This window comes from Bifidobacterium sp. KRGSERBCFTRI, assembly GCF_025908335.1.
On record NZ_CP109653.1, the window covers coordinates 2558723 to 2573080 of the forward strand.

Below are 14358 nucleotides of genomic sequence, written 5' to 3' on the forward strand. Positions count from 1 at the left end.
AGCATTACGACACATGGAAAACGGCGGACCTGTCAGATCATGCCGACAGGCCCGCCGTCAATCGCGCGAAGAGACGCGCGGACCTTAATCCTCAAGCTCCTTGCCAGTGCGTTCAGGCAGGCACAGGGCCGCCACGCAGGCGAGAATGAACGCCACGGCGAAAACGATGAATGCCACGGCCTTGTTGCCACCGGACAAGGTCAGGAACCATGGCATCAGCAGCGGCGCGATGATCGCGGCCACACGACCGCAAGCCGCGGCTGCACCGGAGGCGGCGCCGCGCAGACGCGTCGGATAGATTTCCGGAGTCACCGCGTACAACACGCCCCAAGCGCCAAGGTTGGACGCGGACAGCAGCATGCCGAAGCCCAGCACAGCGGCCACGGAACCGGCTTGGGAGAAGGCGAACGCGGCCACGGCGGACACGGCGAGGAACACGCTCAGGGTCTTCCTGCGGCCCCAGATCTCCACCAGCCATGCCGCGAGGAAGTAGCCGGGCAGCTGTGCGATGGCGATGGCGAGCGTGTAGCCGAACGACTTGGTCAGCGAGCCGAACTGGTCGGCCAGCAGAGACGGCATCCACGTGAACGCGCCGTAGTAGGAGAAGTTCACGAAGAACCATGTGGCCCAGATGGCTGCGGTGCGCGCAAGATACTTCTTGCCGAACAGCTCGCGGGTTTTGATCTTCGGCAGCGGCTCGCCCTTCGGGGATGCGACCGGTTCGACGCCTCCGGCCTGTTCGAAGTAGCGCACGGCCTGCTCGGCCTCATCCTCACGTCCCTTGGATTCGAGGAATCGCACGGACTCAGGGATATGAATGCGCGTCACGATGGCGTACAGCAGCGGCAATGCTCCGATGAGCAGCGCCCAGCGCCATCCCCAATCGCCGGTGTTAGGAATGACGAAATAGCCGATGCAGGCGGCGATGATCCAGCCGATTGCCCAGAAGGATTCCAGCAGCACCGTCATACGGCCGCGTTGTTTGGTCGGAGAGAATTCCGAGACCAATGTGGAGGCGACCGGCAGCTCGGCGCCCAGGCCGAGGCCGATGACCAGTCGAGCGATCAGCAGAGCCGCCAGCGACCATGACAACGCCATACCGCCATTGGCCAGACCGAAAATCACCAGCGTCGCGGAGAAGACCGTCTTGCGGCCAACGCGGTCGGCCACGAAGCCGCCAAGCGCGGCGCCGATCGCCATTCCGACGAAACCGATGGACAGCACCCAGCTTTTCTCGGTCGGCGTCAGATTGAAATGCGGGTCGGCCGCGATGGCGGCCACGACGAACGACACCAGACCAACGTCCATCGCGTCGAACGCCCATCCAATACCCGAAGCCACCAACAGCTTCCTGTGCGCCTTGTTGAACGGCAGTCGGTCAAGACGCTCGTTGCGAGTCAGCGAGACCTCTCCCCCAACAGTTTGTTGCGATGCGGACATCAACACCCCTTTATCATTGTTTTCCTATTGTGTCGTGAGCTCGTTCAAGCCCGACGATGGCAGGCGATCACGCCGTCATCAATGCGGATAACGCGTCGTCATCCTGGAAAGCAATTCGAGTGTCGTCCGATTCGGATGCCGTTCCGGCTTCGGTCCACAAATCCGTTCCCGGCTTCCGGCTGTACCGGTAGACCGCCGCCGGCCTGTTACGGCCGATCCGCAGTTTCTCACCGGTGTCTTCCAACAGTCCGGAAGCAAGCATTTTACGGCGGAAATTCGCCAAATCGATACGCTGTCCGGCAATCGCCTCGTACACGTCATGCAGTTGGCTCAACGTGAATCGCTCGCCCACCAATCGAGTGGCGATGTCAGGCGATTCGATTTTGCCGCGAAGCCGGTTCATGGCGTATTCGACGATGGTGCGATGGTCGAACGCAAGTTCCGGAAGATGGTTGACGGGGAACCACTTGACGTTGTCCCCTCCGGCGAAGTCGATTCGTCCATCGGCCTCGCCCACCAGGGCCCAGTACACGATGGACACCATCGGCAGACCGCCATGCGAACGTGCCGGATCGCCGAACGTGTAAAGCTGCTCAAGATATTTCGGATGCAGCGACGTCGTCGATTCCAGTGCGGCATACGCCGACTGTTCCAATGAATGGTCGGCCCTCAGACCGCCTCCCGGCAACGCCCATTGCCCCAAAAAAGGCTGACGGACGCGTTTGACCAGCGGCATCCACAGGGTGGAGCCCATGCCGGACGAAGCGGCACCAGCGCCCACATCTGACTGCGGAACCGGTCCCAAAGCCAGAATCACCACGGATACGCCGACCTGCGGAGGCTGCTTGCGCCGTTCCGAGACATTGCCCATGATCAATTGATGGCCTCTTCCAATACTTCGAATTGCTTACAGGAAAGGAGTCTAACACTTATAGTCAACATGACTATAAGTGTGTCGAGTCGCTCATAAACACCAAGAGCCCCCAACGGGGCTCTTGCAAAGTTCAGGCCACGATGTCGTTGGCGATCAGCTCGCGGGCCACTTCACGGTATTCCTTCGCCGTCTTGTGGTTCGGCGCGTAGATGGTGATCGGCGCGGCCGCCACCGTGGAATCCGGCAGCTTGATGGAACGCGAAATCACGGAATGGAACACCTTGCCTTGGAACGCCTCGTAGATACGCTGCAACACCTCCTCGCAATGCAGGGTACGGGTGTACATGGTGACCAGCACGCCATACACTTCAAGGCTCGGATTGATGCGCGACTGCACCTTCTCGATGGATTGCATGAGCAGCGCCACGCCACGCAGCGCGAAGAATTCGGCAGCGACCGGAATGATCACACCGTCGGCCGCGGTCAACGCGTTCACCGTCAGCAGGCCCAACGATGGCTGGCAGTCGATGATGATCACGTCGTACTCGTCCTTGACCTGGCGCAGCACACCGGCAAGCACCTGCTCACGTCCCACTTCGGTGACCAGTTGCACTTCGGCGGCGGACAGATCGATGTTGGCCGGCATAATGTCGAGATTCTCGAAATCGGTGTGGTGAATCACGCTGTGCACGTCCATGCGCGGATTGAACAACGCCGTGTACACGGTATCCTCCACCGCGTTGGCGTTGATGCCGAGACCCACCGTGGCGGCGCCTTGCGGATCGAAGTCGACGATCAGCACGCGCCTGCCGTATTGGCTTAGCGCGCCGCCGATATTGATGGAACTGGTGGTCTTGCCGACGCCACCCTTCTGGTTGCACATGGCGATGACCCTTGCCGGACCGTGCGTCTGCAGCGGCTCCGGTGCGGGAAACGTCTCATAATCACGTCCAAGCAAATCCGTAGGCATACCGTTTACCTTACCAACATCCTCGTGTCAAAAATTCCACTGTTTCCATGCTAGCCCATCATCGCCGTCAGAAACGGCAGCAACACATGCATCTCATGCTATCTTGCCCTTGGATGCGAGGTCAGATATGTCTCGATGAGGTTCTCCGGGCTTACATGCGTGTAGATCTGCGTGGTGGTGACGCTCGCGTGACCCAGCAGTTCCTGCACGGTGCGCACGTCGGCCCCGCCTTGGATCAGATGCGTGGCGAAGGAATGGCGCAATGTGTGCGGATGCAGGGGCTTGTCGATATGCGCGCGTTCCCCGGCCGCACGGATGATCTCCCACACCGATTGCCTTGACAGTCGTTTGCCGCGCTTGTTGAGGAACAACGCGCGTCGTTCGGTGGGCCCTTTCGCCTTCGACTCGAGCTGCGGCCGTCCGTTTTTGAGGTATCTTGCGATCGCCTCACATGCGTAACTGCCGACCGGCACCAGACGTTGTTTGGAGCCTTTGCCCATCAATCTCGCAACGTTCGATTCCAAGTCGACATCGTCAAGATTCGCGCCGCACGCTTCCGACACGCGGGCTCCGGTGGCGTACATGAATTCCAGCAACGCCTTGTCGCGCAGCATCGCGGGATCATCGGGCATGTCCGCCATGCCTTCGGATTGAGGCCGATTCTGCGAGACGGGGATCGCGTCCAGCAAACTGGCCACCTCGTCCACAGTGAGCACGTCAGGCAGCGTCGTCGCGCCTTTGGGAGCCTTGACCTGTGCCGCAACGTCATTGGACACCACATGTTCGTTCAGTGCGAAGCGATGGAATGCATGGATGCTGGCCAGTCTTCGTGCCTTGCTGCGCGCGGATTCTCCGGAATCGTCAAGAAAGGCGATGTATCGTTCCACGTCCTGCGTGGTCACTGCATTAAGGTCTTGAATGCCTTGCGTCGCAAGCCAGCCGTTGTATTTGCGCAGGTCCGAGTCATATGCGCGCACCGTGGCTTTCGCAAGTCCTCGTTCCACGTCGATGTACGCGAGGAACTGATCAATCAAGCGTTCGATATCCGTCATCGTGGTCCTCCGTTTGCATCGTCATCATTTGTCGTGTCCGTTCCGTCACGCTCCCGTACGGAACGCGTTGCCCGCATGGAGGATTCCAAGGACGTTCGTTCCAAGTGGAAGCCGTCATTGGATGGAAATCAACATTCCGGAAAGTCTATTCAAAGTATCCGGTATGGGGAACGCGATACGCAAGAACCCCCGTCCGTTTGCCGGATCGGGGGTTCTGAAGTTCACAGGTGAACCGTCGGGGAAACTCAGGCTTCCTTCGGAGCGTTCACGTCAGCCGGAAGAGCGGCCTTGGCCTGCTCGACGATGGCCTTGAAAGCCTCCGGATCGGAGACGGCCAGCTCGGCGAGAGCGCGACGATCCAGCTCGATGCCGGCAAGGTGCAGGCCCTGGATGAAGCGGTTGTAGGTGATGCCTTCGGCGCGGACGGCAGCGTTGATGCGCTGGATCCACAGCTTGCGGAAGTCGCCCTTGCGAGCCTTGCGGTCGCGGAAGTTGTAGGTAAAGGAGTGCAGCAGCTGCTCCTTGGCCTTACGGTACAGGCGGGAGCGCTGGCCGCGGTAGCCGGAAGCCCTCTCGAGAACGACGCGACGCTTCTTGTGGGCGTTTACTGCGCGCTTGACACGTGCCATATTTGATTCCTCAGCTTTCTATTAAGTCTTTGTTTCTAAGCTCTCGCTATGCTCAGCGACCGAGCAGCTTCTTCATGTTCTTGCTCTGGGAAGTGGCCAGAACACCGTCGGCCTTCAGCTCACGGCGCTTACGAGCGGACTTGTGCTCGAGGTTGTGGCGCATTGCGGAGCCGGCGTGCATCAGCTTGCCGGAACCGGTCACGCGGACGCGCTTGGAAGCGGCGGAATTAGTTTTCATCTTCGGCATTGCTGCCCTCCTTGTTTGTTACTTCGTTTCGGAAGTCTTCGGTTTGTCGGATGCCACGGCTGCCTTGGCTGCGGCTGCGGCCGCTGCCTGGGCCTCCTGCTTGGCCGCCAGACGAGCCGCCTGACGAGCCTGGCGCTCGGCACGGGACTGATCGCCACGACGACGCTGCTCGGACTGGGTATGGACCTTCTTGCCCTTCGGCGCAAGCGTCATGATGATGTTGCGGCCTTCCTGCTTCGGAGCGAATTCGACAGTGCCGTATTCCTCCACTTCGCTGGCGAGACGCTGCAACAGCTCGACGCCGCCGATCGGTCGGGACTGCTCGCGACCGCGCAGCATAATGGTGACCTTGACCTTGTCTCCGCCGTTCAGGAAGCGCACAACATGGCCCTTCTTGACCTCGAAGTCATGGTCGTCGATCTTCAGACGGAAGCGAATTTCCTTGATTTCCGCGGTGCTCTGGTTGCGGCGCGCCTCACGAGCCTTGATCTTCTCGTTGTACTTGTACTTGCCGTAATCGATGAGCTTGGCGACCGGAGGCTTCGCGTTGGGCGCCACCTCGACGAGATCGAGGTTCGCTTCCTTTGCCAGGTTCAGTGCGACGGAAGTCGCGATGACTCCCACCTGCTCGCCGTTCGGGCCGATCAGACGCACCTGGGAGACGCGAATCTCGTCGTTAATGCGTGGTTCGTCGCTGATGATGACTCCAATCCTCATATTCCATGCAACGGAACATCCTTTGATTGGCAGTTTTCCAAAGTCTCGATTGTTCAAGGCATGCCAAAACGCATCACAACGCGCCGTAAACCCGTAAGAGCGGCTTACATATCTCACCGAGACGACCGGTGGAAGGCATCTGCCTGAACCCGAGGCCCTGAAAGGCTTCCAGGTGGGGATATCCCGCTTTCTTGATTTCTCAAGCCTTGTAGATAATACCACACCCCGGGACCAGCGCGTGTCGCACCGGTCCCGGGGTGTTCGTCACCATTCGGACGGCATCCGCCGTCAGGCGATGGCGATGACGTCTGGCTTCTCGCCGTCGTGCACGAAGTAGACGTCGTACCACGTCAGGAACGAGTACACGGTCCAGATCTTGCGGCGATCGTCGGTTTTGCCGGCATAGTTGTCATCGATCATCTTCAGCAGCGCGTCCTGGTCGAAGAACTGGCTGACGTAATCGCGTTCGAACACGGAACGGACGTACTTGTAGAACTTCTCCTCACGCAGCCACTTCTTGATCGGCACCGGGAAGCCAAGCTTCTCACGGTCGTACCATTCCTTGGGCAGATGACGTCCCGCCGCCTGGCGGAACGCGTATTTCGTGTTCTCGTCGGTGATGAGGTACTTGGTCGGCACCTGCTCGGCCACGCCCATGAGCTCCTTGTCGAGCAGCGGCACACGCAATTCCAGCGAATGCGCCATGGTCATCTTGTCGGCCTTGAGCAGAATGTCACCCGGCATCCACTGATGCATGTCAAGGTACTGCTTCTTCTTCAGTTCGCTCAGACCCTTGCCTTCCACACGCGCATACGTCTTGTCGACGATGCTTTGCACGCTCGGCGCCTTGCGGTATTCAGGCTTGAGCAGCTGTTCGGACTGCGATTCCTCAAACACACGTGCCTGTCCGATGAAGCTTTCCTCGGCCGGCGCAAGATTGGCGTACAGATGCCATGCGCCCGGGAAGGTCTTGCCCTTGCAGAACCGGGCGATCGCCTTGCGCGCGCCGGCTGGCAGATGCGTGAGCCAGCGAGTCACCACCTTGATGGGCTTGAATTTGGTGTGCACGCCGTAGTCGATGTATCCGGCGAACAACTCGTCGGCGCCTTCGCCGCTCAGCACCACCTTCACGTCTTTGGCGGCCAATGCGGACAGGAAGTACAGCGGCACGCAGCTCGGATTGGAGTCCGGCTCGTCGAGATGCCATTGGATGCGCGGGAACGCGGCGAACGCCTCCTCGTCGGTCAACGACTCGGCGGTGTTGTTCAGTTTGAGCAGTTCCGCCAGTTCGCCGGCCTGCTGCGATTCGTTGTACGTGCCTTTGCCAAAACCGATCGAATACGTGTGCTGCGGACGCGCCACGGCGGCGACGTAGCTGGAGTCGACACCGCTCGACAGGAAGGAGCCGACCTCCACATCGGCGATCTGGTGCGCCTTGACGGAATCGCACACCGTCTGGTCGATCGAGTTCACCAGCTCGCCCAGCTTCTGCTTGCCTTCGCGGAAATCCTCGTCGTAATACCGGTGGATGTCCATCTTGCCATCCCGGTACGTGAAATAGTGCCCTTCCGGCAGCTTGTAGACGCCTTTGAAGAAGGTCTCACCGATCGCCGGATACTGGAAGGTCATATACGGCTTCAACGCCTCGGCGTTGAGCTCCTTGACGAAATCGGGGTGGCGCAACAGGCTCTTGATCTCCGACGCGTACATGAACGTGCCGTTCATCTTCGCATAGTAGAAGGGCTTGATGCCGAAATGGTCGCGCGCGCCGAACAGTTCCTGCTTGTTCTTGTCCCAGATCACGAAAGTGAACATGCCACGTACGCGCTGCAGCAAATCCACACCCCACTGCTCATAGCCGTGCAGCAGCACCTCGGTGTCGCTTTTGGTGGTGAAGGTGTGTCCGGCCGCGATCAATTCCTCACGCAGCGTCTGATAGTTGTAGATCTCGCCGTTGAAGGTGATGACCTTCGAACCATCCTCGTTGTAGATGGGCTGCTGGCCGCCGCCGAGGTCGATGATGCTGAGCCTTCGATGGCCGAGCGCCGCATGCTCGTCGATGTAATGGCCTTCGCTGTCCGGCCCGCGATGCGCGATCATGTCGGTCATACGTTGGAGGACCGGGCATTTCACGTCAATGGGCATATCGTTGACGAAACCAGCAATTCCGCACATTATCTGCAATCCCTTCAAAACAAACTCGGTGTCAGTGTACCAGCATCCGCATGTCGAAAAACCGCCGCCGCGCCTCCGAACCGATTCATGCGTGACAATCTCCACAGGTTTCAGACATTTTAGGTATGCCGCATAGCCATGAAAATGACGATTCTTTCCTTTCGTCCGTCACGGCTACACTACCGGGTATGGATTTCCACGATGCCCGCACCTGCGTGATCTTCGGCGCAGGCGATTATTACGATGAGACCCCTGCGATTCCGGATGACGCCTTCGTCGTCGCCGCGGACGGCGGCCTCGACCACGCCCGCGCCTTCGGCATCGACGCCGATTTCGTGGTCGGCGACTTCGATTCGATTACCGGCGACCGCCCCACGCAAAACGACCGCACCATCGCATTGCCTTCGGAAAAGGACGATCCCGACCTGCTGTCGGCTTTGAAGATCGGCTGGCTGCGCGGCGCGCGCACGTTCCACATATACGGCGCGCTCGGCGGACGAATCGACCATACGATTTCCAATATCCAGCTTATGGCGCTACTGGCCGACCGTGGCGCGACCGGCTACCTGCACGGCGACGGATCGATCGTCACCGCGATCTGCGACGGCGCGCTCGATTTCCCGGCGGACGACGCCGTTGCGGGACGCATGGTCTCCGTGTTCTCCCACAGCGATATCTCGACCGGCGTAAGCGAAACGGGATTGAAATACGAGCTGCACCACGCCGACATGAGCAGCACGCGCGTCAACGGACTGAGCAACGAGTTCCTTGCCGGCAGGCCGTCCCGCATCACGGTGGAGCATGGCACGCTCATCGTCACGTTCCCCATCGAGGCTCCCCTGCCGCACGTGGCGCGATGGCATGGCTTCTCCGGAGATCTCGGTGCATTGGACACGGACGTATCCTCCGCGCTGGTCGAGCCAAGCGGCCGTTGAACGCATGCGGGACATGCATGTGAGCGTTCACTGAAAATCGCACTGCATTTTGGAACACGCGCCTCGGAACGTTGCCCTAAGTACAGGTGACGCACTACAGTGGACGGTGTTGGTAAACAATGGCTTCAGTGTGCCTGGCACACGCGTGGCCTACCCTAAAGGGAGAATTACATGACAGTTAAGATTGGTATTAACGGCTTTGGTCGTATCGGTCGTCTGGCTTTCCGCCGTATCTTCGAGCTGCAGGCTCGTGGCGGCCAGGCCGGTGACATTGAGGTCGCTGCAATCAACGATCTGACCACCCCGTCCATGCTGGCCTACCTGCTGAAGTACGACAGCACCCACGGCACCTTCCGTCATGACGATGGCACCCCGGTCGAGGTCACCTCCACCGACGACTCCATCGTGGTCGACGGCAAGGAATACAAGGTCTACGCCGAGAAGGATGCCAACAACATCCCGTGGGTCAAGAACGACGGCGTTGAGTTCGTGCTCGAGTGCACCGGCTTCTACACCTCCGCTGAGAAGTCCCAGGCCCACATCAACGCTGGCGCCAAGAAGGTCCTGATCTCCGCTCCGGCCAAGGACGAGACCACCCCGACCATCGTGTTCGGCGTGAACCACGAGACCCTCAAGGCTTCCGACGTGATCGTGTCCGCCGGCTCCTGCACCACCAACTCCATGGCCGCCATGGTCAAGCTGCTGGACGAGAACTGGGGCATCAAGGCTGGCTTCATGACCACCATCCACGCCTACACCGGCACCCAGATGATTCTCGACGGCCCGCGCTTCCCGAAGGCTCGCAACAACCGCGCCGCCGCCATCAACACCATTCCTCATTCCACTGGCGCCGCCAAGGCCATCGGCAAGGTCGTTCCGTCCGTGAACGGCAAGCTGCAGGGCCACGCCCAGCGCATCCAGGTTCCGGATGGCTCCGTCACCGAGCTGACCACCGTCCTGAACAAGGAAGTCACCGCCGATGAGATCAACGCCGCCTTCAAGGCCGCCTTCTCCGACACCGACTTCTACGGCTACAACGAGGATGGCATCGTGTCCTCCGACATCATCGGCGACACCCACGGTGGCGTGTTCGATCCGACCCAGACCGATGTCAACACCGTTGACGGCCTGACCATGGCTCGCACCGTCTCCTGGTACGACAACGAGTACGGCTTCACCTGCAACATGGTGCGTACCCTGCTGTACTTCGCCGAGATCTCCGAGTGAATCGGCGCGGAGTAATCCGCACGGTTCGTCTCTGAACCTCAGAACAAAGGGGCTTTCGCTTCGGCGGAAGCCCCTTTTCGTATCCGAAACGCCGCAACGGACACGTGGAAGGCTTATTATGGGCGGCATGGCAAAGAAAAAGCATGAGAAGGGCGCCGGTTCCACACCGGCCACCGTGCAGTTGGAAAAAGCCGGAGTTCCGTTCAAAACCTACGAATACGCGCATTCGAACGATCACATGGATGACGGTTATGGGGTTGAGGCCGCCACCAAGCTCGGTTTCGACGAGCATCAGGTGTTCAAGACGCTGATGGCGGACACCGGCTCCGAACGCGTGGTCGGCGTGGTGCCGGTCAGCGGACATATGGATCTGAAGGCGCTGGCCGCGGCAGTCGGCGCGAAGAAGGCGGCGATGGCCGATCCGAAGGTCGCCATGCGCGAATCCGGCTACGTGGTCGGCGGCATCTCCCCGCTTGGCCAGCGCACACACCACAAGACGGTGCTTGACGAAAGCGCGCTGCAATACGACGAAATCCTGCTGTCGGGCGGCAAACGCGGTTTCTCAGTCGGCGTCAATCCCAACGATCTGCTCAAGGTGCTCGACGCGGTAGCGGCGCCGATCGGCACTTGGTAAAAAACACGCCGATACATCACACCAATACATAAGTGGGTGGTCGGAACAACACGATGTTCCGACCGCCCACTTGCGTAAGCGAAAGGTTCGCGCTATTTGCGCAGTTCCGCAGGAAGCACGAAATGCATGTTCTCCTTGATGGTTTCGATGGTGCTCACATCCTGGTAGCCAAGTTCTTGCAACGCTGCGACCACGCCGGAAACCAGCTCGTCCGGCACGGAGGCACCCGAGGAAATACCCACGGATTCGACACCTTCAAACCATGCGGGGTCAAGTTCCGAAGCATCATCAACACGATGGGCGCGACCAGCGGCGCCAACAGCCGTTTTTGAGGCGTACCGCGCGCTAAGTCCCTCCTGAGCGACTTCCATCAACCGCACGGAATTCGAGGAATTCGCGGAGCCGACAATCACCACGCAATCGGCTTGCTCGGCAACGAGCTTGACCGCCGCCTGACGATTCGACGTGGCATAGCAGATATCGGAGTTCGGCGGCATTTCAAGCCATGGGAAACGAGCTTTGAGCGCGGTGATCGTGCCAGCGGTCTCATCGACGCTCAACGTGGTCTGCGTAAGCAGCACCAATTTCGTGTCAGGTTGGAAATCCAACGAGTCGACGTCGGACGCATGCTCGATCAAATGCACATGTTCCGGCGATTCCTCCACCACGCCAACGGCCTCATCGTGGCCTTTATGCCCAATGTAGATGATCTCGTAACCTTCCTTGACAAAACGCAGCACCTCGCGATGCACTTTGCTTACCAGCGGGCAGGTGGCATCGACCACATGCATGCCGCGCGCCGTGGCCTCGGCTTTGACCGCCGGAGACACGCCGTGGGCGGAAAATACGATTGGGATGCCGGCTTCGGCGGCGGCATCGGGGATCTCAGCCAATTCCTGCACGAACACCGCGCCCTGCGCGGCCAAATCCTCGACGACATGCTTGTTGTGCACGATCTGGCGGCGCACATACACCGGCGGCAATCCGTCGGCACGTGGCGTATCGGCGGATTTGAGAATCGTCCGCACCGTCAGAATCGCCCTATCCACGCCGGCGCAGAATCCGCGCGGATCCGCCAGCACGATGCGTTTGCCCATGTCAAGCCGCCTTCCAATCGTATCCATCCATCACAACAGCAATCACCAATATTAAGGCACGGGCGCCGTCAATCGACATCGGCCGTCTTCATCCGCAGAATTTCCACACGACAAACGCATCCACCACCACATCGTGAGCGGTAACATAGTAGCGGAAACACAGTCGACAACACTATGGAGTGATTTATGACCTGCACCAATCTGCCGCCACGCACCGGACAGCAATTTTCCATTTCGCATGGCGATTACCATGCCGTCGTCACCGAGTTGGGCGCGACGCTGCGCAAACTGACCTACCAGGGCGAGGACATCATCGTCTCCCCCGGTCCGGATGACATGGTGACCTGCTGCCACGGCCAGCTGCTCATCCCGTTCCCGAACCGCATCGAGAATGGCGAATACACCTTCGAAGGCAAGACCTACACGCTGCCGATCGACGAGCATGAGCGCCACAACGCCATCCACGGCTACGGCAAGCGCGCGTTCTGGAAGCTTGTCTCCCTTAAAGAGGATGCCGTGACCCTCAGCTGGCGCGCCCCCAACATGGAGGGATATCCGTTCGACATCGTGGTGACCGCGACGTACAGCCTCGCCGACGATGGCCTGCATCTGAACATCAGCGCCTACAACAACGGCGATGCGGACGCACCGTGGGCCTTGGCCATCCACCCGTGGCTCGCCAACGGCTTCAACGGATACGGCGATGAGATCGACGCCCACAACGCCAAGTGCAGCCTGACCGTGCCGGGGCGCACGCATGTCACCGTCAACGAGAACCTCATTCCGACCGGCACCGAGCCGGTGGACGGCACCAAGTACGACCTGCGTAAGGACACGCTGCTCACCGAGCAGCCGTTCGACGACGCTTGGACGGATCTGGAGCATGCCGAAGACGGCACCGTCACCGCGGTGTTCACCCGTCCGGACGGCAAGAAGGTGCGTGTGGGCGGCGACGAGACCGTCACCTCGTTCCAGGTGTGCACCGGCACCGGTTTCCCGGCCATCAAGCATCCGGCCGGCGTGGCGGTGGAACCGCAGACGGCATACGCGAACGCGTTCAACACCGGCAAGGACCTCATCGTCATCAAGCCGGGCGAGACGTCAAGCACGGCGCTGTTCATCGGGATGCTCGACTGATATAATCACCATCGGAATAAGTCCCGGCCACACAGCGGACGCCGAATTTGGCAAACGTCTCGCTCGTGTGCGATAATCCCGAAGGCTTATTAATCGCAAGTAAAGGAGTCCAATCATGGGCATGCGCGGACGTAAGCGCAAGGATCGTCGTAAGAAGGCCGCCAATCACGGCAAGCGCCCGAACGCCTGATCCCTGCCGGCGCGAATAGCGTCACAGAGCATGGAAAACCCCGCGGAATCATTACGGTTCGCGGGGTTTTCCCATATTCAGACGCTGATGCGGCGGGCACGCCTCGCGTCACATCAGCGTGGCACTTGGCGCATGAAACGCCGCACGTCCTTCCAATTACTCGTCACAACAGTGGTCGAGTGTCGCCTCAAGCCTGTCGATCAGGCTTTGCGGCGCGTGTTTCGGCCGCAGGTACGCGCGCATCGCTGCGATCAGCGCACGTTCGCGTTCATCGCAACAGGTCTCCGGGTCGAAGCAGTCCCCGGAGGCCACGACATGCACGCTGGCATGCGTCACCTGCGTCACCACACCGTTCGTGTTGGTGGTGGTCGAAGTAATGGAGATGTGCCGTTCCATTGGTTCGCTCATGGTCGATCCTTCCCGGCAGTGGCATAGCCACGTTCCTTGGCGTAATTGGCAAGCTCACGTTTCAGCTGTGTGCGGGCGCGGTTGAGCCGGCTCATCACAGTGCCGATTTTCACGCCTTGTTCCTCAGCTACCTGGCTGTATGATTTGCCGTCGATCGCGGCGTCGATGAAAACCTGCCTGCGTTCCGGGGAAAGCCGGTTCAAAGCGGCCATGATCTCCTCCGGCGCGTAGGCGTCCAAGTATTCCTGTTCGGCGGATTTGAGCTGTTCGGAGGAATGTTCGGACGCGGAATACAGGTCCCAGTCGTCGTATTCGCCGGTGGAATCGTTGGCGCGTTGCGGCCGTCGCTTGGCTTTGGCGTACTGGTTGAAATAGGCGTTGCGTTCGATGGTGGTCATCCAAGCCGCGAAATTCGTTCCTTCTTTGAAGGAGTCGAACGCCTTGAATCCACGTTCGAAGGTGTCCTGCACCAGATCCTGCGCGTCGTCGGGATTGTTGGTCAGTTTCATCGCCTGCCGGTACAGCGAGTCCACAACGGGCATGGCAAGCTTCTCAAACCGCGCGCGCCGGCCCGCCATGGATTCCATTTCTTGTTCAGTCACACCCTCATTGTAACTTCCCCGACG

16 protein-coding genes are annotated in these 14358 nt (G+C 59.9%); 5 read left to right on the top strand and 11 right to left on the bottom strand.

Annotated features, from left to right (window positions below; translation table 11 throughout):
- Positions 1 to 84: 84 nt before the first annotated feature.
- The 8 genes from OGI63_RS11085 to asnB all read right to left on the bottom strand — a co-directional run bounded on the left by OGI63_RS11085 (position 85) and on the right by asnB (position 8104).
- Entirely contained in the window at positions 85 to 1440 is a 1356-nt protein-coding gene (locus tag OGI63_RS11085) for an MFS transporter (protein WP_011743423.1), read from the bottom strand.
- A gap of 67 nt (positions 1441 to 1507) precedes the next feature.
- Positions 1508 to 2317, bottom strand: a complete 810-nt coding sequence (locus OGI63_RS11090) for an NUDIX hydrolase (protein ID WP_138296735.1) — start codon at positions 2315 to 2317, stop codon at positions 1508 to 1510.
- Between the two features lie 127 nt (positions 2318 to 2444).
- Complete coding sequence (locus OGI63_RS11095) at positions 2445 to 3284, bottom strand: ParA family protein (protein ID WP_011743425.1); 840 nt, start codon at positions 3282 to 3284, stop codon at positions 2445 to 2447.
- A gap of 98 nt (positions 3285 to 3382) precedes the next feature.
- Positions 3383 to 4336, bottom strand: a complete 954-nt coding sequence (gene xerD / locus OGI63_RS11100; protein WP_003810696.1) for a site-specific tyrosine recombinase XerD — start codon at positions 4334 to 4336, stop codon at positions 3383 to 3385.
- A gap of 245 nt (positions 4337 to 4581) precedes the next feature.
- Positions 4582 to 4965, bottom strand: coding sequence for a 50S ribosomal protein L20 (rplT, locus tag OGI63_RS11105; RefSeq protein WP_003810697.1), 384 nt, complete (start codon positions 4963 to 4965; stop codon positions 4582 to 4584).
- Between the two features lie 52 nt (positions 4966 to 5017).
- Positions 5018 to 5212, bottom strand: coding sequence for a 50S ribosomal protein L35 (gene rpmI, locus OGI63_RS11110; RefSeq protein ID WP_003810699.1), 195 nt, complete (start codon positions 5210 to 5212; stop codon positions 5018 to 5020).
- Positions 5213 to 5230: 18 nt separating this feature from the next.
- Entirely contained in the window at positions 5231 to 5929 is a 699-nt protein-coding gene (gene infC, locus OGI63_RS11115) for a translation initiation factor IF-3 (RefSeq protein ID WP_035010673.1), read from the bottom strand.
- A gap of 288 nt (positions 5930 to 6217) precedes the next feature.
- The gene (asnB, locus tag OGI63_RS11120) at positions 6218 to 8104 is read right to left on the bottom strand and encodes an asparagine synthase (glutamine-hydrolyzing) (protein WP_011743427.1); all 1887 of its coding nucleotides are present in this window, start codon (positions 8102 to 8104) and stop codon (positions 6218 to 6220) included.
- Between the two features lie 188 nt (positions 8105 to 8292).
- On the opposite strand from asnB, the gene OGI63_RS11125 reads away from it, so the two are divergent.
- The 3 genes from OGI63_RS11125 to ybaK all read left to right on the top strand — a co-directional run bounded on the left by OGI63_RS11125 (position 8293) and on the right by ybaK (position 10900).
- Positions 8293 to 9039 (top strand): thiamine diphosphokinase, encoded by a 747-nt coding sequence (locus tag OGI63_RS11125; RefSeq protein ID WP_011743428.1) that lies wholly within the window; start codon positions 8293 to 8295, stop codon positions 9037 to 9039.
- 171 nt (positions 9040 to 9210) lie between these two features.
- Positions 9211 to 10266, top strand: coding sequence for a type I glyceraldehyde-3-phosphate dehydrogenase (gene gap, locus OGI63_RS11130; protein WP_003810708.1), 1056 nt, complete (start codon positions 9211 to 9213; stop codon positions 10264 to 10266).
- 127 nt (positions 10267 to 10393) lie between these two features.
- Positions 10394 to 10900 (top strand): Cys-tRNA(Pro) deacylase, encoded by a 507-nt coding sequence (gene ybaK, locus OGI63_RS11135; RefSeq protein ID WP_033499760.1) that lies wholly within the window; start codon positions 10394 to 10396, stop codon positions 10898 to 10900.
- Positions 10901 to 10992: 92 nt separating this feature from the next.
- On the opposite strand, the gene OGI63_RS11140 is transcribed toward ybaK, so the two are convergent.
- Complete coding sequence (locus tag OGI63_RS11140; protein WP_041777356.1) at positions 10993 to 11997, bottom strand: 4-hydroxy-3-methylbut-2-enyl diphosphate reductase; 1005 nt, start codon at positions 11995 to 11997, stop codon at positions 10993 to 10995.
- A 186-nt stretch (positions 11998 to 12183) separates the two neighbouring features.
- Between OGI63_RS11140 and OGI63_RS11145 the strand changes: the two genes are divergently transcribed.
- Positions 12184 to 13134 (top strand): aldose 1-epimerase family protein, encoded by a 951-nt coding sequence (locus OGI63_RS11145; protein WP_003810714.1) that lies wholly within the window; start codon positions 12184 to 12186, stop codon positions 13132 to 13134.
- 115 nt (positions 13135 to 13249) lie between these two features.
- On the top strand, positions 13250 to 13324 hold the full coding sequence (locus OGI63_RS14285; protein ID WP_003817083.1) for a 50S ribosomal protein bL37: 75 nt from the start codon (positions 13250 to 13252) through the stop codon (positions 13322 to 13324).
- 156 nt (positions 13325 to 13480) lie between these two features.
- Here OGI63_RS14285 and OGI63_RS11150 read toward each other — a convergent pair whose 3' ends face one another.
- The gene (locus tag OGI63_RS11150) at positions 13481 to 13732 is read right to left on the bottom strand and encodes a hypothetical protein (RefSeq protein ID WP_003810716.1); all 252 of its coding nucleotides are present in this window, start codon (positions 13730 to 13732) and stop codon (positions 13481 to 13483) included.
- On the bottom strand, positions 13729 to 14319 hold the full coding sequence (locus OGI63_RS11155) for a sigma-70 family RNA polymerase sigma factor (protein WP_011743430.1): 591 nt from the start codon (positions 14317 to 14319) through the stop codon (positions 13729 to 13731). Before OGI63_RS11155 ends, OGI63_RS11150 begins: the two co-directional genes overlap by 4 nt.
- Positions 14320 to 14358: the final 39 nt, after the last annotated feature.

Coding starts and splice junctions, on each gene's coding strand:
- OGI63_RS11085 (WP_011743423.1), bottom strand. CDS start 1,440: ATGTCCGCATCGCAACAAACTGTTGGGGGAGAGGTCTCGCTGACTCGC.
- OGI63_RS11095 (WP_011743425.1), bottom strand. CDS start 3,284: ATGCCTACGGATTTGCTTGGACGTGATTATGAGACGTTTCCCGCACCG.
- xerD (WP_003810696.1), bottom strand. CDS start 4,336: ATGACGGATATCGAACGCTTGATTGATCAGTTCCTCGCGTACATCGAC.
- rplT (WP_003810697.1), bottom strand. CDS start 4,965: ATGGCACGTGTCAAGCGCGCAGTAAACGCCCACAAGAAGCGTCGCGTC.
- rpmI (WP_003810699.1), bottom strand. CDS start 5,212: ATGCCGAAGATGAAAACTAATTCCGCCGCTTCCAAGCGCGTCCGCGTG.
- infC (WP_035010673.1), bottom strand. CDS start 5,929: ATGAGGATTGGAGTCATCATCAGCGACGAACCACGCATTAACGACGAG.
- asnB (WP_011743427.1), bottom strand. CDS start 8,104: ATGTGCGGAATTGCTGGTTTCGTCAACGATATGCCCATTGACGTGAAA.
- OGI63_RS11125 (WP_011743428.1), top strand. CDS start 8,293: ATGGATTTCCACGATGCCCGCACCTGCGTGATCTTCGGCGCAGGCGAT.
- gap (WP_003810708.1), top strand. CDS start 9,211: ATGACAGTTAAGATTGGTATTAACGGCTTTGGTCGTATCGGTCGTCTG.
- ybaK (WP_033499760.1), top strand. CDS start 10,394: ATGGCAAAGAAAAAGCATGAGAAGGGCGCCGGTTCCACACCGGCCACC.
- OGI63_RS11140 (WP_041777356.1), bottom strand. CDS start 11,997: ATGGGCAAACGCATCGTGCTGGCGGATCCGCGCGGATTCTGCGCCGGC.
- OGI63_RS11145 (WP_003810714.1), top strand. CDS start 12,184: ATGACCTGCACCAATCTGCCGCCACGCACCGGACAGCAATTTTCCATT.
- OGI63_RS11150 (WP_003810716.1), bottom strand. CDS start 13,732: ATGAGCGAACCAATGGAACGGCACATCTCCATTACTTCGACCACCACC.
- OGI63_RS11155 (WP_011743430.1), bottom strand. CDS start 14,319: ATGGAATCCATGGCGGGCCGGCGCGCGCGGTTTGAGAAGCTTGCCATG.